Annotated in this window: 21 protein-coding genes and 1 pseudogene; 13 read left to right on the top strand and 9 right to left on the bottom strand. The window is 61.7% G+C overall.

The genetic code is table 11. From position 1 onward, the window contains the following. Positions 1 to 121 precede the first annotated feature (121 nt). Genes Mhypo_RS09100 through speB form a run of 3 tightly spaced genes read left to right on the top strand, consistent with a single transcriptional unit; the run spans position 122 to position 3,322 of the window. Positions 122 to 1,315, top strand: coding sequence for an acyl-CoA dehydrogenase family protein (locus Mhypo_RS09100; RefSeq protein WP_119340983.1), 1,194 nt, complete (start codon positions 122 to 124; stop codon positions 1,313 to 1,315). A 10-nt stretch (positions 1,316 to 1,325) separates the two neighbouring features. Further along, complete coding sequence (locus Mhypo_RS09095) at positions 1,326 to 2,372, top strand: phosphotransferase family protein (protein ID WP_119340982.1); 1,047 nt, start codon at positions 1,326 to 1,328, stop codon at positions 2,370 to 2,372. 20 nt (positions 2,373 to 2,392) lie between these two features. Next, positions 2,393 to 3,322: an agmatinase gene (gene speB, locus Mhypo_RS09090; RefSeq protein ID WP_119340981.1), complete on the top strand. Its 930-nt coding sequence runs from the start codon at positions 2,393 to 2,395 to the stop codon at positions 3,320 to 3,322. On the opposite strand, the gene Mhypo_RS18900 is transcribed toward speB, so the two are convergent. After that, positions 3,317 to 3,760, bottom strand: coding sequence for a site-specific integrase (locus tag Mhypo_RS18900; protein ID WP_119340980.1), 444 nt, complete (start codon positions 3,758 to 3,760; stop codon positions 3,317 to 3,319). The genes speB and Mhypo_RS18900 overlap by 6 nt on opposite strands. Between Mhypo_RS18900 and Mhypo_RS18110 the strand changes: the two genes are divergently transcribed. From Mhypo_RS18110 to Mhypo_RS09055, 7 genes are all read left to right on the top strand, one after another. Beyond that, positions 3,719 to 4,294: a hypothetical protein gene (locus Mhypo_RS18110; RefSeq protein ID WP_170148259.1), complete on the top strand. Its 576-nt coding sequence runs from the start codon at positions 3,719 to 3,721 to the stop codon at positions 4,292 to 4,294. The two genes, Mhypo_RS18900 and Mhypo_RS18110, sit on opposite strands and share 42 nt — an antisense overlap. Beyond that, entirely contained in the window at positions 4,291 to 5,175 is an 885-nt protein-coding gene (locus tag Mhypo_RS09080) for a DNA-methyltransferase (protein ID WP_119340979.1), read from the top strand. The genes Mhypo_RS18110 and Mhypo_RS09080 overlap by 4 nt, the downstream gene beginning before the upstream one ends. Next, positions 5,172 to 5,756, top strand: coding sequence for a hypothetical protein (locus tag Mhypo_RS09075; RefSeq protein WP_119340978.1), 585 nt, complete (start codon positions 5,172 to 5,174; stop codon positions 5,754 to 5,756). Before Mhypo_RS09080 ends, Mhypo_RS09075 begins: the two co-directional genes overlap by 4 nt. Before the next feature lie 589 nt (positions 5,757 to 6,345). Next, positions 6,346 to 6,984, top strand: coding sequence for a dihydrofolate reductase family protein (locus Mhypo_RS09070; RefSeq protein ID WP_119341001.1), 639 nt, complete (start codon positions 6,346 to 6,348; stop codon positions 6,982 to 6,984). A gap of 29 nt (positions 6,985 to 7,013) precedes the next feature. Further along, entirely contained in the window at positions 7,014 to 7,604 is a 591-nt protein-coding gene (locus Mhypo_RS09065) for a dihydrofolate reductase family protein (RefSeq protein ID WP_119340977.1), read from the top strand. A gap of 29 nt (positions 7,605 to 7,633) precedes the next feature. Beyond that, entirely contained in the window at positions 7,634 to 8,164 is a 531-nt protein-coding gene (locus tag Mhypo_RS09060; protein WP_119340976.1) for a dihydrofolate reductase family protein, read from the top strand. A gap of 45 nt (positions 8,165 to 8,209) precedes the next feature. Next, positions 8,210 to 8,572: a DUF2200 domain-containing protein gene (locus tag Mhypo_RS09055; RefSeq protein ID WP_119340975.1), complete on the top strand. Its 363-nt coding sequence runs from the start codon at positions 8,210 to 8,212 to the stop codon at positions 8,570 to 8,572. Positions 8,573 to 8,613: 41 nt separating this feature from the next. On the opposite strand, the gene Mhypo_RS09050 is transcribed toward Mhypo_RS09055, so the two are convergent. Genes Mhypo_RS09050 through Mhypo_RS09030 form a run of 5 tightly spaced genes read right to left on the bottom strand, consistent with a single transcriptional unit; the run spans position 8,614 to position 13,783 of the window. Next, positions 8,614 to 9,399 (bottom strand): alpha/beta fold hydrolase, encoded by a 786-nt coding sequence (locus Mhypo_RS09050; RefSeq protein ID WP_119340974.1) that lies wholly within the window; start codon positions 9,397 to 9,399, stop codon positions 8,614 to 8,616. 53 nt (positions 9,400 to 9,452) lie between these two features. Further along, positions 9,453 to 10,247: an SDR family NAD(P)-dependent oxidoreductase gene (locus Mhypo_RS09045; protein ID WP_119340973.1), complete on the bottom strand. Its 795-nt coding sequence runs from the start codon at positions 10,245 to 10,247 to the stop codon at positions 9,453 to 9,455. Between the two features lies 1 nt (position 10,248). Beyond that, positions 10,249 to 11,445 (bottom strand): imidazolonepropionase, encoded by a 1,197-nt coding sequence (hutI, locus tag Mhypo_RS09040; protein WP_119340972.1) that lies wholly within the window; start codon positions 11,443 to 11,445, stop codon positions 10,249 to 10,251. Next, positions 11,442 to 13,091 carry a urocanate hydratase gene (gene hutU / locus Mhypo_RS09035; RefSeq protein WP_119340971.1) on the bottom strand — a complete coding sequence of 550 codons (1,650 nt, stop codon included), beginning with the start codon at positions 13,089 to 13,091 and terminating at the stop codon, positions 11,442 to 11,444. The genes hutI and hutU overlap by 4 nt, the downstream gene beginning before the upstream one ends. Next, positions 13,088 to 13,783, bottom strand: coding sequence for a GntR family transcriptional regulator (locus tag Mhypo_RS09030; protein WP_119340970.1), 696 nt, complete (start codon positions 13,781 to 13,783; stop codon positions 13,088 to 13,090). Before Mhypo_RS09030 ends, hutU begins: the two co-directional genes overlap by 4 nt. Positions 13,784 to 13,843: 60 nt before the next feature. Between Mhypo_RS09030 and hutH the strand changes: the two genes are divergently transcribed. Together hutH and Mhypo_RS09020 are read left to right on the top strand one after the other, a co-directional pair. Then, positions 13,844 to 15,364 carry a histidine ammonia-lyase gene (gene hutH / locus Mhypo_RS09025; protein ID WP_119340969.1) on the top strand — a complete coding sequence of 507 codons (1,521 nt, stop codon included), beginning with the start codon at positions 13,844 to 13,846 and terminating at the stop codon, positions 15,362 to 15,364. Positions 15,365 to 15,410: 46 nt separating this feature from the next. Then, positions 15,411 to 16,409: a tRNA dihydrouridine synthase gene (locus Mhypo_RS09020; RefSeq protein ID WP_240637174.1), complete on the top strand. Its 999-nt coding sequence runs from the start codon at positions 15,411 to 15,413 to the stop codon at positions 16,407 to 16,409. Here the strand turns inward: Mhypo_RS09020 and Mhypo_RS09015 are convergent. The 3 genes from Mhypo_RS09015 to Mhypo_RS09005 all read right to left on the bottom strand — a co-directional run bounded on the left by Mhypo_RS09015 (position 16,342) and on the right by Mhypo_RS09005 (position 19,915). Continuing rightward, the gene (locus Mhypo_RS09015; protein ID WP_119340968.1) at positions 16,342 to 17,127 is read right to left on the bottom strand and encodes a hypothetical protein; all 786 of its coding nucleotides are present in this window, start codon (positions 17,125 to 17,127) and stop codon (positions 16,342 to 16,344) included. The genes Mhypo_RS09020 and Mhypo_RS09015 overlap by 68 nt on opposite strands. A 66-nt stretch (positions 17,128 to 17,193) precedes the next feature. After that, positions 17,194 to 18,054 carry a dihydrodipicolinate synthase family protein gene (locus Mhypo_RS09010; protein WP_119340967.1) on the bottom strand — a complete coding sequence of 287 codons (861 nt, stop codon included), beginning with the start codon at positions 18,052 to 18,054 and terminating at the stop codon, positions 17,194 to 17,196. 175 nt (positions 18,055 to 18,229) lie between these two features. Next, positions 18,230 to 19,915 carry a hypothetical protein gene (locus Mhypo_RS09005; protein WP_240637173.1) on the bottom strand — a complete coding sequence of 562 codons (1,686 nt, stop codon included), beginning with the start codon at positions 19,913 to 19,915 and terminating at the stop codon, positions 18,230 to 18,232. A gap of 38 nt (positions 19,916 to 19,953) precedes the next feature. Between Mhypo_RS09005 and Mhypo_RS18895 the strand changes: the two are divergent. Beyond that, positions 19,954 to 20,049 (top strand): annotated as a pseudogene (locus Mhypo_RS18895) (sugar phosphate nucleotidyltransferase); the annotation flags it as partial.

Genomic DNA, 20,049 nt, shown 5'->3' with positions numbered 1-20,049 from the left:
TCGCTTAGACGCGCCTTTTGCCGCCCTCTGGTAGCTCCTTTGCGCTGCGTAGTATGGTGTAAACGCAGACATGCCTGTGCCACACGGTCTGCCTGCGAGCAAGCTGATACACTGTGGCCTAATGACCGCACAAGCCACCGACATGACTTTGCAAGTGCGTGCTTTCGTACAAAGCGAAATCCTGCCGCTGGAAGCTATTTTTCTAAAGCACGGTTTCAAGGCCGTGCTGCCTGAACTCCACAAGGTTCGCCAGAAGGTTAGGGCCCAGGGCTGGTGGCTGCCTCCGCTGCACCCGCCCCTGGGTATGGGATTGAGCCTGACCGAGTTTGCCCGGCTCTCCGAAGAACTGGGCCGAAGCCCGTTGGGCCACTACGCCTTCAACACGCAAGCCCCCGACATCGGCAATATGGAAGTCTTGCTCAAGCATGGCACCCCCGAGCAAAAAGAGCGCTTCCTGAAGCCCCTTGCGGCGGGCGAAATCCGCAGCTCTTTTGGCATGACCGAGCCCGAATACCCCGGCTCCAACCCGGTCTGGATGAACACCACCGCGGTGCTCGAGGGCGACCACTGGGTGCTCAATGGCCACAAATGGTACACCACCGGCTTCGAGGGCTCAGCTTTTTGCATCGTGATGTGCATTACCGACCCCGATCAGCCCAATCCCTACGCCCGGGCCAGCCAGATTATCGTCCCTATTGACACGCCCGGCTTCCAGCACGTGCGCAAAATTTCGGTGATGGGCGAACAGGGCGAGGACTGGATGAGCCACTCGGAGATCCGGCTCCATAATGTGCAGGTACCTAAAGAAAACCTGCTGGGCGAGCGCGGCAGGGGTTTTGCCATCGCGCAAGAGCGGCTGGGGCCGGGGCGCATCCACCACTGCATGCGCTGGATTGGCATTGCCCAGCGCAGCTTCGAGCTGATGTGCAAACACGCCGCCCGGCGAGAACTCGCCCCCGGCAAGCCCTTGGGCTCGCGGCAGGCCATCCAGCACATGATCGCCGATTCCAAGGCCGAAATTCATGCCGCCCGGCTGATGGTGCTGGACGCTGCCGAAAAGGTGCAACAGCAGGGGGCGGAGGGGGCCCGGGTGGAAATCTCGGTGATCAAGTACTTTGTGGCCGGTGTGCTGCAGCGGGTGCTGGATCGGGCTATTCAGGTGCATGGCGGCCTGGGGATGTCCGACGATCTGCCGCTATCGTTTTTCTACCGCCACGAGCGGGCCGCTCGCATCTACGATGGGGCCGACGAGGTGCACAAAACCGTGGTGGCCCGGGCTGCGCTGAAGGAGTATGGCCTCGAGGTTTCCCTGTAATTTTAGTACCATGATCGACCAACCCGCCGCAATCCGACCCGGCGAAGAGCTGGACATAACCCGGCTGCAAAGTTATTTGCTGGAGAACTTGCCTGGGGCAAAGGGAAATCTGGAGGTCTTGCAGTTTCCCCGCGGCTTCTCCAACCTCACCTACCTGCTGCGGCTGGGCGAGCAGGAGCTGGTGCTGCGCCGCCCGCCTTTTGGGGCCAACATCAAAACCGCCCACGACATGGGCCGGGAGTACCGCATTCTTTCGGCCCTGAAGCCGGTCTACCCCAGGGTGCCCAGGCCCCTGCTGTACTGCGCCGACGAGCGCATACTGGGGGCCCCGTTTTACCTGATGGAGCGGCTGCACGGGGTCATCCTACGCAACGAGCCCCCTCGAGGGCTCACGCCCGAGGTCATGCGGGGCGTCTCGCACGCGCTGGTAGATGCCCTGGTCGAACTCCATACGCTCGATTACCAAAAAGCCGGGCTGGCCGATCTGGGAAGGCCCGAGGGGTATGTATCCCGCCAAGTCTCGGGCTGGTCGCAACGCTATCAGAACGCCCGCACCGACGATATCCCCGGCCTAGAACGGGCCATGGCTTGGCTCGCGGAAAACCTTCCTACCGAATCCGGCGCGGCGCTCATCCACAACGACTTTAAGTACGACAACCTGATACTGGCCCCGGACGATCTGACCCGGGTGATCGCCGTGCTGGACTGGGAGATGGCCACCCTGGGCGACCCTTTGATGGATTTGGGCACCACCCTGGGTTACTGGGCTGAAGCGGGCGACCCACCGGGGCTTGTAAGCTTTGGACTGACCCATGTGCCAGGTAACCTGACCCGGGCCGAACTGGTCGCGGCCTATGCCGAGCGCACTGGCGCGGATGTTTCCAACATGGCCTTCTACTACGTTTTTGGGCTGTTTAAGGTGGGGGTTATCATGCAGCAGATCTATGCCCGCTACAAGCAGGGCTTTACCCAAGATGCCCGTTTCGGCGCGTTGATTCATCTGATCCGTGAGATAGGCCTGATGATTGACCGGGCGATAGACACCGGTAAAGTGTGACGGCAACATAGACTATCCCCATGCGCAGCAGCGAGTTGCCCTTCACCGGCCCCGCCACCTTCCTCAAAGCCCCCCACCGCCCCCTCTTGGAGCCCTGGACGGCCGATGTGGGCTTTCTGGGCCTGCCCTACGACTTTGCGGTGGGCTACCGCCCCGGCGCCCGTTTTGCCCCCAACGCCTTGCGCGAGGCCAGCGGGCGCTACGCGCCGGGGCCGGAGGGTTTTTTCGACCTCGAGACCGAGACCTACCGCCTGCGGGGCCTGAGCCTGGTGGACGCGGGCGACGTGGATCCGGTGCAGCTCGAGTACGCCGAGTCCTTCCGCCGCGTCACCGAGGCCGCCCGCGAGCTCAGGAAGCGGGTTCGGTTGCCGGTGTTCGTGGGCGGCGACCACTCCGTGACGTATCCCATACTGCGGGCCTACGACGACCTGGACGAGCTATACGTGATCCAGCTCGACGCCCACCTGGACTTCTCAGACAGCAGGAATGGAACCCGGTACTCCAACAGCAGCCCCTTCCGCCGCGCAGTGGAGGAACTGCCGGGTTTGAAGCACATCACCGTGATCGGCCTGCGAGGCCTGCGCACCAACCTCGAGGCCTACCGAGCGGCCAAAGCCAGGGGCCACACGCTGATTACCGCCTCCAAGGCGCGGGAGAACCTGGCCTGGGCGTTGGATCAGCTTCCCCAGGGCAAGAAGGTTTATATCAGCTTCGACGCCGACGTGCTCGACCCCTCCATCCTGCCCGGCACCAGCAGCCCCGAGGTGGAGGGCCTGACCTACAGCGAAGCCCTACAGGTGGTGCGGCGAACCCTGGCGCAAAACGAACTGGTGGGCTTTGACCTGGTGGAGCTGGCCCCCAATCTGGACAGCAGCGGCCTCTCGACCCTGGTAGGAGCGCGGCTCTTGGCGGAGGTGCTGGCGGTGTGGGGGCCTGAGACGGCCCTATGAATCGAGTGGGCTACGAACGCCCCTTGCACCCTGGCTCAAGACTTGCGTGTAAACCATGGTGGTTTTTACGTCCCTGATGTTTTCGGCTAGGGGGCTATCAAGTACCGTTTTGTACAGAAACAGCAAGGCCGAAAAGGCCACATTCTGCGTTGAGGCCGATACATTTCGATTTACCGCCAGATCGGTAAGGTAGGCCCTCACCTCTTCCAGCTCCAACTCACGGGGGTGTTTTCTGCCGTGGAACCGGATAAAACCGGTGATATAGTAAACGTATAATTGCTCAGTGCTATAGGCTAAATGGCGAACCCGGATGGCCTCGCGCACCGAGTTCAGGAAAGGAGAGGTTTTGGGTGAATGAAGCTTAGGCGGTACAATTGCTGACTTAGGTTCATGATTATGAACATTGCTTTGTCGCGACAGCAAGTTCAAGAGGCACATCACTTGGCGTGCCAGTCGATAGCAAAATGGGGAAATGCTCGAGGCTACTATAACAATCGCCTACGTTCACATCTCATAGGGAAAATCGGGGAGATTGCCACTGAGACTTGGCTTCGAGACACTGGGCTAGCACTAACCCCACATTATCGTGACCTGTCGAAAGAACGATTTTGTGACATCAGCGTGAATCGAGCCAACGCCAGCGAAGTTCGCATCGAGGTCAAATCCTGGTCCTCCGAGTATTGGCTAGATTTAGGGCGATGTATAGCCGTTCGTCAATATGATGCACTTTGCCAGAAATGTGATCTCGTACTTTGGTGTGTGCTCCCAAGGCCAATTCCTGTGATTGAAACGATTGAGTATGACGAATACATGGTTGATGTAGGCCGATGGTCGACGCTTGAAGACATAAAGACTGCACCTCAAGTTTGGACAGGTAGTGGCTCGATGCGGAAAGTTTATAACTACCAGCTTGATGAAAAATCACTCCGCGACAGTGAAAGCTTACTGAAAGTGCTGAAAGGTCTAATATGAGCAATCTGCGCATATATTTCGGCGACAACCTGCCGATCCTGCAAGGCTTGCCAAGTGAGTCGGTGGATCTGATCTATATTGATCCACCTTTCAACACCGGCAAGGTTCAAAGGCGAACGCGTCTGACCACTGTCCGCGACGACAACGGCGATCGGACTGGGTTCCAGGGAAAGCGGTACAGAACAATCAAACTGGGAACAAAGGAATACATAGATGTCTTTGACGACTACCTGACCTTCTTAGAACCGCGACTGGAGGAGGCTTGGCGAGTGCTCAAAGCCAACGGAAGCCTTTTCTTGCATATTGACTATCGAGAGGTCCACTATGTGAAAATTCTCCTTGATATGATTTTCGGGCGATATTCCTTCATGAACGAGATTATTTGGGCCTATGATTACGGGGCGCGTTCGAGGACAAAGTGGCCTGCCAAACACGACAACATTCTTTGGTACGCGAAAAATCCGGAAGATTACCAGTTTCACATTGAGGAATGCGATCGCATTCCCTACATGGCTCCCAACCTTGTAGGGCCAGAGAAAGCAGCTAAGGGAAAGACGCCGACGGACACCTGGTGGCACACGATCGTCAGTCCGAACGGGCATGAGAAGACCGGCTATCCCACGCAGAAACCGCGAGGCATACTGGATCGAATTGTAAAGGTGCACTCGCGCCCCGGCGACCTGCTTCTGGACTTCTTCGCGGGAAGTGGCTCATTCGGCGAGGCCGCTGTTGAGTTGGGGCGTAAGTGCATCCTCGTGGATAACAACGAGGAGGCACTGCGTGTCATGGAGAAGCGCTTCGCGAAAATCAATGTCGAATGGATAAACTGGACACCCGAGACACACCATAGCGTACCCGTGCAAAGGAGACTGTTTACATGATAATCAAGGATCCGGAAGTAAGTATTCTTGCCAGTATCAGCCAAGCATTGCAGGCAGAGTACCAAAGTGAAAATCGAGAGTGGGAAGGTAGTCCCTTTGCGTGGATCAGGACTAGGCCGTCACGTCAAGTCGGCGCCATCGGAGAGAAGTTGGTATCTGGCTGGTTGGCAGCTCGCGGCTTCAACGTAGTTCGAGCTGGCGATTCTGACGCGGACAGAGTTATTGAGGGTAAACGAGTTGAAATCAAGTTCAGCACCCTCTGGGAGAATGGTAGATACAAATTCCAGCAGTTGCGAGACCAAAGATATGATTTGGTAATCTGTTTAGGCATATCACCCTTCAGCGCTCACTGCTGGGTAATTCCGAAAGAAGACATTATCCAGCTCTGGAAGGTTGAACACAAGATAATGAGCCAACATGGGGGGCAAGACGGGGCTGATACAGCGTGGATTGATGTTCTTGTTGAAAGCCCGTCCGAGTGGCTGAATCGGTATGGCGGTTCCTTATCAGATGCCATTTTGCGATTGTCTGAAATCACCGGATTCAAGGTCAGAAAGCTCCAGGATGAACTCGAAGAATAGAGGCCTAAACTGCGCTTTGAGCCGACAGGTCTCCCTTCGGTCGGCCTGCGGCTCAAGCGCGTGACGTTACCCTAATTCGGAAAAGAAGACATCAAATTCCCTCCACTCCTGCAACCTGTAACCGCCAAGGGGCTGGCCTCCACTAGCTCGAAGAAACCTGCCGCATAGCTATCCGACCTTGCACCGCACAGGCGGTTGTGGGACATTGTTTGCGGCCTATTTTCATGAACTGGCAAAAGCATTCACAACTTTGCCCAAGCCAATAGCTGCACTGAAGTCTGGTTGTCAGATAAACTGGTGCCGACAGCGCTATGTTCCCTACAGAAACTAAATAAAAGTTTTTTCGGTTTTTTGCTATAAAGAGATGTTTGACGTAAGAGCAAAGGGAGCTTATTCTGTAAGAAACATAAGAACTGGCTGTGCTCTGACGCCGGAGCTTTAGCGTTGGAAGCAGGGCGAGGAAGGGGGACGTTTGGGTGAGTACCGATGCCGTTTGGGGGTGCACTTTCTTGCTCTGGCCGGTTGGGTGGTTGTGGGAGTGTTATCGGTCGGACGCTGGCTGGTTTTGTATGGGTGTAAGGGGGGAATCGTGAGTAAGGTGTTTGTAAACATCAGTTTGAGCCTGGACGGCTACCTGGCACCGGAAGGCATGACCATGGAGAACTGGGACAGGCCCGAGTACATGGACTGGGGGGCGAAGTGGGGCGCTTTGATGGGTTGGGCCCTGAATCAAGCGTACCTGCGAGAGAAGCTCGGGATTGGCCCGGGGGGCGAGACCGGGCCGGTGAACGACCTGGTGCGCCACACTTTCCAGCGCACCGGTGCGCACATCATGGGTAAGCGCATGTTCGATGGTGGCGAGCGCGGTTGGCCGGAGGAGGCCCCGTTTCACACCCCGGTCTATGTTCTTACCCATCAGCAGCGCGAACCCTGGGTTCGGCCGGGGGGCACCACGTTTTACTTCATCAACGAGGGGCCAAAGCGGGCCCTCGAGCTGGCCCGGCAAGCCGCCAGCGGGCGGGATATTCGCATCTCGGGTGGCGCAGATGTGATCCAGCAATACCTGAACCTGGGGGTGGTAGACGAACTGGAAATCGCCCTGGTTCCGGTGCTGTTTGGTGGGGGCCGGCGGTTGTTCGAGCATCTGCGCGAGCCCCTGGCGCGGTTTCGCATCGACCAGGTTCTGGGTACCCCAGCCGCCACCCACCTGCGCTATGTGCGTGCGTAGGTCTGAGGGTTTATTGAAGGGGAGGGTTTATGAAAACGCTCATTACCGAATTCATTAGCCTGGACGGGGTGGTGCAAGCACCCGGGGGTGCCAGCGAAGACACCGACGGCGGCTTTGCCCACGGCGGCTGGCTGATGCCGTACTTCGATCCCGAGGTGATGGGCAGCACGTTTGACCACCTCGCCCAGCAGAGCGACGCGCTCTTGCAAGGGCGCCGTACCTACCAGGTTTCGGCTGCTGCGTGGCCCAGCCGGTCGGGCGACGGGTTTTCCGACTGGATTAACCGGGTGCAAAAATACGTGGTGTCGGATATCCTCCGAGAGGACGACCTCACCTGGCACCCAACCACCATCATCCGCGGCAAGGACTTTACCCAGACCGTCGCTGACCTACGCGCAAAGCCGGGGGGCTACATCTACGTGTACGGCAGCGCAACCATGGTGCGCTCGCTGCTGGCCGCCGACCTGGTGGATGAATGGGTGCTGACCGTTGCGCCGGTGGTTCTGGGCGGGGGCAAGACGGTCTTTGCCGCAAACGGCAAGGCGCTAAAGTTCGAGCTGGTATCGGTAGCAAAGGCCTCTACCGGCGCGTTGGTTTGCCGGTATGCGCGTGCCCGGTAGGGCCCAAGCAAGGCGAAAGGAAGGCAGGTATGGCCAGGTTCGTGTTTGGAATGAACCAGTCCCTCGATGGATACGTGGATCATACGGCGTTTGGCCCCAGCCCCGTGCTTTTTAGCCACTTCATCCAGGAAGCCCGGCAGCAGGCGGGGAGTGTGTACGGCCGCAGGATGTACGAGGTCATGCGCTACTGGGACGGCGACCACCCCGACTGGGGGGTGGACGAACAGGCCTACGCCGCGGCCTGGCGGGCCCAGCCCAAATGGGTGGTCTCGAGGTCGCTGGCTTCGGTAGGTCCCAATGCCACGCTGGTTAGGGAGAACCTCGAGGGCACCCTTCGCAAGCTAAAAGCGGAGCGGGTGGGGGAGATTGAGGTGGCCGGCCCAGAACTGGCGCACAGCCTGACCCAACTGGGCCTGATTGACGAGTACCGCATCTACCTGCATCCGGTGGTGCTGGGCCAGGGCAAGCCCTACTTTGCCGGGCCGCGGCCACCGCTGCGCCTGGTTGCTATCGATCGGGTGGACGAGAATGTGCTCAGGCTGGTCTACGTGCCTGCTTGATCATCGGTGCTCAGGCGAGTGACCGCTTCAGGGAGGAGAGGAAAGATGAACAGCGCCCACCAGCACGAACGATTTCGCCAGATGACCTTTGCTTCGGTATACCCGCACTATCTGGCCAAGGTGCAGAAGAAGGGGCGAACCAAGGCCGAGCTGCATCAGGTGATTGCCTGGCTCACGGGCTTCAGTGAAGAGGAAATTCACGAGCACCTCGAGAACCACTCCACCTTTGAAGACTTTTTTGCCCACGCAAGGCTGAACCCCGATGCACGGCTCATATCCGGTGTCATCTGCGGCTACCGGGTGGAAGAGATCGAGAATCCCCTTACGCAACAGGTTCGCTACCTGGACAAGCTGGTGGACGAGCTGGCCAGGGGGCGCAAGCTCGAGAAAATACTGCGCAGCGCATAGTGGGGGCCGAGAAAGGTTGCCCAGCCTGTCCGGATTGTTCCCTACGGCAAAGCCCGAAGGAAGTCCCGCACCAGCCCCAGCACTATAGGCTCTCGTTCCCGGTGGGGGACGTGGCCGCAGCCCTGCACAAGTTCCAGGCGGGCGGGGCCCGATACCCCCGCCACAATGCGCTGCGGAAAGGCCACAGAGCCGTACTCATCGGCGTCGCCGTGGATGGCCAGCACGGGGCAGCGAACCCGACTCAAACAGGGCTCCAGCGTCCAGCCCCGAAACGCAGGCGAGAGCCAGACCCCCGTCCAGGCTTCCAGCACCCAGCGGGCTTTTTCGCTGTGCCAGCGGGTGAGGCGGGCAAACTGGGCGGGGTCCTGGAAGCCCTGCTGAGCGGCCCGGATGCCCTCCAGGGTGCGCTCTTCCACAAAGGCCTGGGCCGACTCGGCAATCACCGCGCGGCAGCGAGCGGGCTGATGGGCGGCGATGCACAGGGCCATGGCGCCCCCCACGCTGTGCCCAAAGAGGATGTACTGGTCGAGCTCGAGCTGCGCGGCAACAGCAGGAAAGTAAACCTGGGCCTCCTCGAGGATAAAACCCAGCGAAGGGGGTTCGGTTCGGGGCGAGGACCGTCCAAAACCCAGGCGGTCATAGGCCCAGACGGTGCGCCCGGTGGCCTGGGCCAGGGCTGCCGGAAACTCACGCCAGAGCTCCACTGACCCCAGGGAGTCGTGCAGCAGCACCAGAGGGGCCTTTTGGGGCTGGCCCGTAGCCCATTGCCGCACAAAGACCTGGCCGCCGGGTACCTCGACAGCGGCATCATGAACGGTCAGGCTCATCACAACTCCAGTAAGGGGTTTTGGGTATAACCCAGCGGCTTGAACATAATGGCCTATGCCGAGAGAAAGCCCCCATCTACCGGAATGATACTGCCGTGTACATAGCTGGTCAGATCAGTGGCCAGTACCAGCGCCATGCGAGCCACTTCATCGGGCTGGCCTGCCCGTCCGATGGGTAGGCGTTGCTGAAAATCGTATCCTACTTTCAGGAGCCCCAGCTTCAACTGCAAAATCTGCCTGGCAACGGCCCTGGTTCCTTCGGTCATGATGCCCCCAGGCAACAGTGCATTCACACGAAAACCGTGTTTAGCGTATTCCTTGGCTAATGCCCTGGTGAGGGCAATGACCCCTGCTTTGCTCATGACGTAGTGGGCAAGTCCATCCTTGAAGGGCAGAATAGATTCGATGGTGCCGATGTTGATGATGATGCCGCCGCGCTTTATACGCCGTGCAATCATTTCCTGGCACATCCAAAAAACCGCGTCGAGGTTGACTTCCATCACCTTGCGATAAAAAACCTCATCCATCTCCAATACCGATTTCTCTGGATAAATGCCTGCGTTATTGACCAGTATGTCGGGTGTGTTATCGCCAAAAGAAGCCCATAACTTGGTGATGGAAGATTTGTCCGACAGGTCCAGAACGTGGGTCTGAATACTGCGGGTATGGTCGGAAAGTTCTGCTGCCACCTTTGCCAGCTTTTCGGCATGGAGATCTACAAGTTGCAGTGCTGCCCCAGCTTCGGCATAACGGCGGGCGATGGCTTTGCCAATTCCTGCGGCAGCACCGGTGATGAGGGCCTTTTTGCCTTCTAGCGAGAGGAGTTGCTCGAGGGGAGGGTGGGTCATGTCAGGCTCCAGATGGGGGTAAGGCTTTATTTCCACTCACATATACCGCGTAGATGAGCTGATTTCCCCAGTGATAGAGGGGCTTCAGGGCATGGGGTGAGTCCACCACCACAAAGTCGGCCCAGGCTCCGGGCTCAATCTTCCCCAAATCTGCCCGCCCCAGGGCCAGGGCTGCGTTTTCGGTATGCGCCATCAAGGCCTCCTCGAGGGAAAGCCGCCCTAGGGACACGGTCAGTTGCATGCCCAGCCAGGGGCTAAATAGCGGACTGCTGCCGGGGTTGTGGTCGGTAGCAATGGCCACCCTCACGCCCGCATCCCACATGGCCCGGGCATTGGGGAAGGGCTTACGCAGGATGACCGCCGCGCCGGGGAGCACCGTGCCCACCGTGCCACTTTGGGCTAGGGCTTCCCAGTCGGCGGAGGTGGTTTGCTCGAGGTGGTCCGCCGATAGTGCCCCGAGTTCCGCCGCTAGCTTGGTGGCCCCGGTGTGGGCGATCTGCTCGGCGTGGAGTTTTATCTTTAGGTTGTGCAAAAGGGCCGCCTCGAGAATCCTTCGGGTCTCTTTCAGGGTGAACGCACCTTCATCACAAAACACGTCCACCGCCTCGGCCAGGCCGCTGCGGGCTACCTCGGGGATGAGTTCGCCGGTGAACATCGCCACGTACTTTTTCCGCTCCCAGCCCTGGGGCACCACGTGGGCCAGCAGGGTGGGGAAGACGTGCTGGGGCAGGGTCTCCTGAAGGCGCCGGATTACCCGCAGCATCTTGAGCTCGGCTTCGGGCAGGAGGCCGTAGCCACTCTTGATTTCTATGGCGGTTACCCCTTGGGCAAGGAAGAGGGCGGCTCGAGCTTTCGCCCACTCGTATAACTCATCTTCTGAAGCGGCATGGGTGGCCCGCACGGTTGCATAAATCCCGCCCCCGGCGGCCAGGATGGCCTCGTAGCTCTCGCCTCGTGCGCGCTTTAGGTACTCGCCCAGGCGATTGCCGCCATAGACCAGATGCGAGTGGGCGTCCACCAGGCCCGGCACTGCCCCGCGTCCGCCCAGGTCGGCGCGTGGCCAGGTCCGGTATTCCTCGGGCAAATCCTTCTCGGCCCCAACCCAAACAAAGCGTCCATCCCGGACAGCGAAAGCGGCGCGCTCGAGCCTTTCCCTCGGCGTGTATAGCTCAGCGATGCCTGTAAATACCTGTTTCATCCTTCCCGTTCCCACCCCGCCAGGTCCAGTCCGCGCTCGCGGGCGACTAGCTTGGCTTGCTCGTAGCCGGCGTGGGCATGGCGCATCACGCCGGTGCCGGGGTCGTTGGTCAGGACGCGCTCGAGCCTGAAAGCCGCCTCCTCCGAGCCATCCGCCAGCGTGACCTGCCCGGCGTGCAGGCTGTAGCCCATGCCCACCCCGCCGCCGTGGTGGAAGCTGACCCAAGCCGCGCCCGAGACCGCGTTCAGGGCGAAGTTCAGAATGGGCCAGTCGGCCACCGCGTCCGAGGTGTCCAGCATGGCCTCGGTCTCGCGGTAGGGGGAAGCCACCGAACCGGCGTCCAGGTGGTCGCGGCCAATCACGATGGGGGCCCCCACCTCGCCCCTTGCCACCATCTCGTTGAAGAGGAGCCCGGCCTTGTCGCGCTCCTTGTAACCCAGCCAGCAGATGCGCGCCGGGAGGCCCTGGAACTTGAACTTCTTCACGCCCTCGGTGAGCCAGCGGCGTAGGCCCTCGTCCTCGGGGAAGAGCTCGAGCACGGCCTTATCGGTCTTGTAGATGTCCTCAGGTCTGCCGGAGAGCGCCACCCAGCGAAAAGGGCCGCGCCCCTCGCAGAACTGGTCGCGGATAAAGGCCGGCACGAAGCCGGGGTAGCTGAAAGCTTCCGCGAAGCCCCCCAACTGGGCAAAAGCCCGTAGATTGTTGCCGTAATCGAAGGCGATGGCGCCTTTTTTCTGCATCTCCACAATGGCGCGGCAGTGGGTGGCCATGTCGTTCAGGACGCGTTCCTTGTAGCCCTGGGGGTCGCGCTGGCGCAGGAGGGCCGGGTCTTCGTCGGCGTGCAGGACGGGGATGTAGCCGTAGAGGGGGTCGTGGGCACTGGTCTGGTCGGTGACCAGCTCGGGGGTGAAGCCCCGGCGCACCATCTCTGGCAGCACCTCCGCAGTATTGCCCAAGAGCCCGATGGAGAGCGGCTTGCCCTTGTGTTTGGCGTCTTCGGCCAAGCGGAGCGCCTCGTCCAGGGAGTTGGCCCGCACGTCCAGATAAGCGGTGTCCAGGCGGCGCTGGATGCGCTCGGGGTCGATCTCGACGCAGATCGCCACCCCGCCGTTTAGCGTCACGGCCAGGGGCTGCGCCCCGCCCATGCCGCCCAGCCCGCCCGTTACCGTGATGGTGCCCTTCAAGGAGCCGCCGAAGTGCTTGCGGGCCGCGGCGGCAAAGGTCTCGTAGGTGCCCTGCAGGATGCCCTGGGTGCCGATGTAGATCCAGCTTCCGGCGGTCATCTGGCCGTACATCATCAGGCCCAACCGGTCAAGCCGATCGAACTCCTCCCAGGTGGCCCATTTGGGTACCAGGTTGGAGTTGGCGATGATTACCCGGGGAGCCATGGGTTGTGTCTTGAACACCCCCACCGCCCGGCCCGACTGCACCAGCAAGGTCTCGTCGTTCTCGAGCCGCTCGAGCACCGCCAGGATGCGCTGCAAGTCCTGGGGCGAGCGGGCCGCCTTGCCACGACCACCGTAGACGATGAGCTCTTCGGGCTTCTCGGCCACCTCGGCGTCGAGGTTGTTGAGAAGCATGCGCTTGGCGGCTTCCTGGATCCAGCCTTTAGCCGTTTTGGGTCCTTGGGGCGCTTTGTAGGTCATGGGCGTTCTCCTTGGGGGATAAAGGTATCTTCCAGGTAGTAGCGGTCGGCCCGCATCAGGTATTCCACCCAGGTGATGGGCTGCTCGAGGGTGTAGGTAAGCCGCTCGAGGCGCAAAGCGGGGGCTTTGCTGGGCTGTCGGAGCAGTCTGGCGATGTCCTGGCTCAGGGCCACGGCTTCGAGGCGCTGCCAGACCCGGGTGAGGGGCAGGCCCAGGGTGTGAATCAGCAGGTCGTGGATGGACTCGCTGGTGAGGTCGTGCTCGAGGATCGGGGCGCAGTATACCGGGTGTAGGTAACGCACCTCCCGCTGCACCGGCTCGTCGTCGAGGAAGCGCAGCCGCTCGACATAGAGGGCTTGTTCTACCCCCAGCTTCTCGCGAACCCCGGTGGGAGTGGGGCGCAATTCGGCGGCCAGCACCCGGGTTTTGGGCTGGGCTCCTTGCGCCCGGGCGAACTCGTAGAAGGGCCGCACCCGCAAATAGCCCTGCCTAAAGCGCCGGGGAGCGGGGGTGCTCAGGCGGCCCCGGGTGCGGTAGAGCCAACCTTCCTGGCTAAGCTCCTGCAGGGCTCGCCGGGCGGTCATGCGGCTCACCCCAAAGCGACGGGCCAGGCTGTTTTCCGATAGAGGAAAGCCCGGGGTCGGTTTGTTGAGCTCTTGCAAGACCGCTTCCTTGACTTGCCGGTATTTCACCCTTTATCCTCTCACTTGTATATACAACCTAGCCCGGAAGTAGGTCAAGCGAGGGGTTGGATGCTAGAACTGGATACCGAACTGAGCCTGAAAGATTTTCACCGGGTGGTGCGCGAAAAAGTGCCGGCGCACCTGAGCCAGACCGCGCGGGAACGCCTAACGCGCTGCCGGGCCTTTGTGGAAAAGCTGGTGGCCCGCGACGAGCCGGTCTACGGCCTTAACACCGGCTTCGGCAAGCTGGCCACAGTGCGGGTTGAGGCCAAAGACCTGCGGCTCTTGCAGCGCAACCTGCTGCTTTCCCATGCGATTGGGGTGGGGGAGCCGTTTCCCGCCGAAGTGGTGCGGGGCATGCTGTTGTTGCGGGCCCAGAGCCTGGCCCTGGGCTACTCCGGGGTGCGGGTGGAGGTGGTGGAGCGGCTGTTGTGGTTTTTGAACCAGGACATCCTCCCGGTGGTGCCCTCGCAGGGCTCGGTGGGGGCCTCGGGCGACCTAGCCCCCCTGGCCCACATGTGTTTGCCCTTAATCGGTGTGGGCGAGGTGAAGCATGGAGGGCAGGTGCGTCCGGCGGGCCAGGTGTTGCTCGAGGCAGGCTTAGAGCCGCTGGAGCTCGAGGCCAAAGAAGGCCTGGCCCTCATCAACGGCACCCAGGCCATGACCGCGTTGCTGGCCCTTTTGCTGCTGGATGCTGAAGTGTTGCTCAAGACCGCCGATATCGCCGTGGCCATGAGCGTGGAGGCCCTCAAGGGGAGCCACCGGCCCTTCGACGAGGCCGTCGCCCGCCTGCGCCCCCACCCCGGCATGGCCGCCACCAGCGCCAATGTGCGCAGGCTTTTGCAAGACTCCGAAATTATGCGCTCGCACGTAGACTGCGAGAAGGTGCAGGATGCCTATAGTCTGCGGGCGGCCCCCCAGGTACACGGGGCCAGCCGCGATGCCCTGGCCCATGTGCGCGAGGTGGTGCTGCGGGAGATGCAGAGCGTAACTGACAACCCCCTGGTGCTCCCCGAGGAAGGGCGCACCCTCTCGGCGGGCAACTTCCACGGCCAGCCTTTGGCCCTGGCCGCCGACTACGCCGGCATTGCCCTGGCCGAGCTGGCCAACATCGCCGAGCGCCGCATCGAGCAGATGTTGAACCCTGCCCTCTCGGGCTTGCCGGCCTTTCTGGCCGAGGGCAGCGGCCTCAACTCCGGCCTGATGATCAGCCAGTACACCGCCGCCGCACTGGTCAGCGAAAACAAGGTACTCGCGCACCCTGCCTCGGTGGACTCCATCCCCACCAGCGCCAACCAGGAAGACCATGTCTCCATGGGCACCATCGGGGCCCGCAAGGCCCGCAGCATCTTTGAAAACACCCTCTGGGTGCTGGCTATCGAGCTGGCCTCGGCGGCCCAGGCCCTGGACTTTCACGCCCCCTTGCGGCCCGGCAAGGGGGTGGAGGCAGTTTGGCAACGCATCCGGCAGGAGATTCCCCACCTGGATCGCGACCGCTACCTCAAGCCTGAGCTCGCACGCCTGTGCGAGCTGATTCGCAGCGGGGAGCTGGTCGGAGTGGCGGAGCAGGCCGTGGGTGCGCTGGCATAGGCCAGAGCGCTCTTCACAAAGAAAGACGCGATAAACTATACGGGTTGTGAGCGCAGCGGCAACGCCCAAAACCACCTTTTACCAGGAGATGCTAAAAAGTCCCCGGGCCGTGCTGGCCCCCATGGCGGGCTACACCGATGCTCCCTTTCGCAGGCTGGCCCTGGAGCACGGGGCAGCCTGGACGGTGAGCGAAATGGTGCTGGCCCGGGGTTTTTTGGCCGGCGAGCGCAAATCCACCGAGCTGGGCGCGCCCTATCCGGGGGAGCCTAACCTGGTGGTGCAGCTCTTTGGCGACGACCCCGAGGTGCTGCGCGAGGCGGCGGCCAAAGCCGAGGCGCTGTTTTCGCCGGTGGCCCTTGACCTGAACCTGGGCTGCCCGGCGCCCAAGCTGGCCGGGCGAGGCGGGGCCTGTTTGCTTCTGACCCCCGAGCGGGCCTATGCCCTGGTGCGGGCCATGCGGCAGGGGACGAGCCTCGAGGTCAGCGCCAAGATGCGCCTGGGCTGGGATGAGGACCGGAGCCTGGAGATTGCCCAGGGCCTCGAGGCCGCCGGGGTGGCCCTCCTTACCGTACATGGGCGCACCAGCCGTCAGCGCTACCAGGGCCAGGCCAACTGGGAGGCCATTGGCCGGGTGGCCGAGGCCGTGCGGGTGCAGGTGCTGGGCTCGGGCGACGTGACCACCCCCGAACAGTTCCACACGTGCCTCCAGACCGGGGTGGCCGGGGCGATGATTGGCCGGGGAGCGGTCGGCAACCCCTGGATTTTTCGACAGATTGCTACAGGGGCACCGGCTCCGTCCCACCGGGAACGCATAGAGACCGCGCTTCGCCATGCCGAGCTGAATGTGCTGTGGTACGGCGAGTTTCATGGCCTCCGCCAGCTTCGCAAGGTGCTGTACCGGTATTTTCCGGCTAACCCGGAGCTGCACCCGCTGCTCAAACAGGTATCTAGCCTGAAAGAACTCAAACAAGCCCTGCTCAGCGCAGAATGCCCTGTAGCACCTGAGCCACCGAGCGGTCCAGGATACCGGGAATGCGGGCGCTAAGCCCCAAATCCACACTCACGCCGCCCACGCCCGGCAGCCCCGAAAGCCCCAGGCGCAGCTCTCCGCGGTTGCGCCCGTTGGGGCCCAGGCCCAAGTTAAACACGCTCTCGGCCACACTGCGTCCGCCAATCAGAATTCGCAGGGGGCCTTGCAGGGTAAAGCCGATGGGGTTGGGGTTCTCCACCTCCAGCACCAGCCGGATGGCCAGCCCATCCAGGCGAATCTCCACCAAACGAATGGTGGGGAGTTGGAAAGCAAACTGAATACGCACATCGCGGTCTACCAGGGTCACGGGCCCAATCGGCACTACCGCCGGGCCCAGTTGAACCCGCAGTTCGCCCAACAAGCGGAAGCGGGTGGTCTGCCCGCCGACTAGGCTGGCTAGGGCACGGGTGCCCTCCACAATGGGCACCACCAGCCGGGTGCTGGCGTCGCGGCTGGCCCCCGAGGGGATTTCCAGGGCGGGCAGGGTCAGGCGAAACTGCGAGCCGCCCAACTCTGCCGTCAGGGCGCTGTCTAGCAAGGGCAGGGTGAAGCCGTTGGGGTTGGTTAGGCGCAGGCGCACGTCGAACTCGCCCCGTCCGCTAAAGGGGTCAATCGAAACCAGGCTGAACTGCAACAGCTCCACCTGCGGCGGCTGGGGCCGCACGGCTTGGGGTACACAAGACCCCAGTATCAAGGCCAAACCCAACCACGCCCCTATCAGAATGCGCTTCATGGTTTCCTCCACATCGAGCTTACCGGATGCGGCTTTTTATGGTTGGGTTATTTCCTTCAGAAACCCTTAACCCACCGTCCAACCCCTGGCCCGGAACTCTTCCAGAAGGGGCTTGAAGGTGGGCCAGACTGGGCTTTCGTTAGGGTAGGGAGGGCGGGGGTAGCCGCCGGGCAGGCCCAAATGGCGCAGGGCTTGCTTGAGCAACACAAAACCACCCTGGGCCAGCACCCGGCCAAAGGGCTCCACCTCGGCTTGCAGGGCCTGGGCCTCGGCGACCTTGCCGGCCTGCCAGAGCGCTAGCATCTGTTTGTACGGTTTGGGGGCCAGGTTGGAAACCGCCAGGATGCCGCCCTTGGCACCCAGACCCAGGGCACCCAAGAAGGTAGGGGCATGGCCGGTGTAAAGCTCTAGAGCCAGTTTTTGTGAAGCGTAGAAGGCCATGCGGGCCAGTTCCCCGCTCGAGTCCTTGAGGCCCCCAATGTTGGGGTGCTTGGCCAGCTCGGCCACTACCGGCAGGGGTAGCTGGGCTTTGGTATTGGCCGGCACATGGTAGAGCCAGACCTCGGCCTTGCCCATATCGGCAATGCCCCCGAAGTAGCGCAACAACCCATCGTGGCCCAGGTTGGCCTCGTAGTAGCGGGGGGGGGTGACCAGTACCCTGGCCCCCAGGCTTTCGGACTCGCTCAGGGCAATGGCCGCCTGGGCCAGGGTTTCTTCCATCAGGCCCACCATGGCAGGCTTCCGGGGAGTCTGAATGGCCAGGCCTGCTGCCCGTTCCTCGCGGGTCAGATGGACGCCTTCGCCATTTGAACCGTAAAACAGCAGCCCATCCACATGGGGTTCAATGGCCTGGGCGAGGTCGCGGAAGGCTTCTGCATCGAGGTTGCCGTTCTGGTCGAAGGGGGTGGGGAGGGGGGGGATAATCATACGTCTGCTTTTTCCTCCTGACAAAACCAGGTGATTTTATCGCATGACGGGTCTCGAGCGCCTTGCGCAGTTGCAGCTTTGTCGCTCTGGTGTGCTTGAATTCATATACCTGGATAAACCGCCGAGCCTGATATTTTGAAAACGCTTTGGGCCGGAAGGGTCGCTCCAGATTGCTTCACTTGATGCCCCGGTAGACCAGCAAAAACCACAGCAGCAGATGGAACCCCAGGGCCACGCTAGTTAGAACAATTCCCCAGGGGTTTCCCAGACGCCACAGCCACAGGCCGCCTGCAACGGCCAGCAAGACCATCAGGCCCCAGCCCTGGCTGTAGGTGGGACTGCCCGGAAAAAAAAGTTGTACCCCCCGCCGCCAGGCCAGGTGGCTGTCTACCCCCTGGGGTCGGGGGAGGAAGAAGCACAACAAGTGATAGAGGGTGAAAAGCAGAATGGTGACTGCAATGATCCAGGCCCACAGTGGACTGGGCCAGATGGGGAGCTCACGCCAGGCCGCCAGAAAATCGGTACCCAGGCTCAGCAACCCACTCAAGCCCACCGTTGCGGCGATGATTCTGGGGGTCGGAACCGCCTCGCGCACCACCCCGGAGTCGCGGTAAACCGCGCTCCAGAAGTCGCCGCCGAGGCCCAGCGCCTCACGCACGGCAGCCGAGGATGAAGCCCTTTGGTAAGCCTGCGCCAGGGCTTCTGGCGTGCCTCGCCCCAACAAGACATACGTCCAGGGGGGGGCGGCTGCGTAAAGCTGCTGCGCCTCGCTGGGGTTTTCTTTGGCCAGTGCATATGCCAAAAGACCCTGTAGCGGTGTGGTGTTGGCGAAGCTACGCAGGGTTTCCTGGGCGGCACTCGAGCGCAGGGTACCCCGGGTCAGGCTGTCCTGGGCAACAAGCGCCTCGGAGCGGGCGGTCAGGCCCCAGCCGAGTAAGGCCAGCACAGCCAGCATAAATAAAAAGAGCAGCAGGGTGCGCTCACCGACCGAGGTATAGGCCAGCATGCTGTGGCGCAGGCGTAATAGCGGGTGTTGCAGCCAGCCTACCAACCAGCCCCCGCTGGGGCGCAGCCCCCGCAGTTGAGCAGGGAGGTACATTAGGGTTAGGTACAGCAGCATGAGGCCATAAAGCCCCAGCAATACCCAGGTAGCCGCAGCCATATTGGTCGAGGTGAGGGGGTTTTGCCAGCCTGCGATCTGGCGCAAGGCCTCGCGGTAGCGCTGTCCTAGGTCGGGGCGGCCCTGGGCCTCGAGCCAGCCCACCTGTTCCCACAGCAGGGCCTTGGCGCCGGGCACCTGGGGCATGTACTTCAGAAAAAACTCCGACCAGGCCAGGCTTTGCTCGAGGCCTTGTTTGCGTGCGGTGCGTATTTGCTCTAGCCAGGGTTGCAGCCACTGCATCACCCCGGGGCCCCAGGCCAGCTCGGGGCGGTGGCTGCGTTGTAGCAAGTCGTGCCCGATTGCCTCGAGGTCGGCTGGGCCGATGCCGCCTGGCTCGCGGCTGAAGTAATACCAGTAAGGCCGGCCGGTGGCAGGGCTCTGGTCGAGGTCGCGGGCGTTAGCAGCGCTCAGGGTATCGTGGTATTCGCGAATGATCGCCAGGTTTTCCCACCTGCCCTCGAAGGGCTTACCCGCAAAAGCACTCAGGCCCAGCCGCCGCCCATCCTCTAGGAGCACCGTCAGCTCGGCGTCGGCGTCCAGGGCCCGCACGTCCCCGGGCGGGTAGTGCTGGGCCACCACCCTGGGGTTTTGCAGGTCTATCTCGAGCACCAGGGGCCCTCGGGCAATAAAAGCGCGTTGCCCCAGCAGTTTGGGCCCGATCCACTCTCCCTTGAGTGGTAGCTTCCAGTTACCTAGCACCAGCCCCTCGGGCCCCAGGGTAGGTGGGGCTATCTCGGGCCGCTTATCCGGTGCCCATCGAGCAGGCCAGCCGCTTTGGGGTGCTCCAGGTAGACGACCAGTGGCGCATGGTGGGCTTTCAGGAAAAGCCCAAG

The sequence above is a fragment of the Meiothermus hypogaeus genome (genome assembly GCF_003574035.1).
GTDB lineage: Bacteria > Deinococcota > Deinococci > Deinococcales > Thermaceae > Meiothermus > Meiothermus hypogaeus.
Note: the sequence above shows the minus strand (reverse complement) of the source record. Positions and strands in the feature narration are given on the sequence as shown.